Here is a 702-nt window from a genome sequence, read left to right as displayed (position 1 = left end):
GCCAGCCTCGGTGGAGTCGACGTTGGGATACCACCCTTGAGGTATTGATCTTCTAACTTGGCACCCTGAAGCGGGTGTAAGGACAGTGTCAGGCGGGCAGTTTGACTGGGGCGGTCGCCTCCTAAAAAGTAACGGAGGCGCCCAAGGGTTCCCTCAGCGCGGTTGGAAATCGCGCTCCGAGTGCAATGGCATAAGGGAGCTTGACTGCGAGACCTACAAGTCGAGCAGGGACGAAAGTCGGGCATAGTGATCCGGTGGTTCCGAGTGGAAGGGCCATCGCTCAACGGATAAAAGCTACCCTGGGGATAACAGGCTTATCTCCCCCAAGAGTCCACATCGACGGGGAGGTTTGGCACCTCGATGTCGGCTCATCGCATCCTGGGGCTGTAGTCGGTCCCAAGGGTTGGGCTGTTCGCCCATTAAAGCGGTACGCGAGCTGGGTTCAGAACGTCGTGAGACAGTTCGGTCCCTATCTGCCGTGGGCGCAGGAAGTTTGAGAGGAGTTGTCCTTAGTACGAGAGGACCGGGATGAACCGACCGCTGGTGTCCCAGTTGTGGTGCCAACCGCATCGCTGGGTAGCTATGTCGGGAAGGGATAAGCGCTGAAAGCATCTAAGCGCGAAGCCCCCCTTCAAGAAAGACTTCCCACATGGTCAACATGGTAAGACCCCCAGTAGACGACTGGGTTGGATAGGCTGGAGG

General features: G+C 57.8%; 1 rRNA gene. It reads left to right on the top strand.

Going from position 1 to position 702, the window contains the following annotated elements:
* Window positions 1-702 (top strand): 23S ribosomal RNA (locus EL26_RS23125); the annotation flags it as partial.

It is taken from the genome of Tumebacillus flagellatus, from assembly GCF_000714935.1.
Taxonomy (GTDB): Bacteria; Bacillota; Bacilli; order Tumebacillales; family Tumebacillaceae; genus Tumebacillus; species Tumebacillus flagellatus.
The sequence above is the reverse complement of the archived record's forward strand: the minus strand, read 5'-3'. Positions and strand labels throughout refer to the sequence as shown.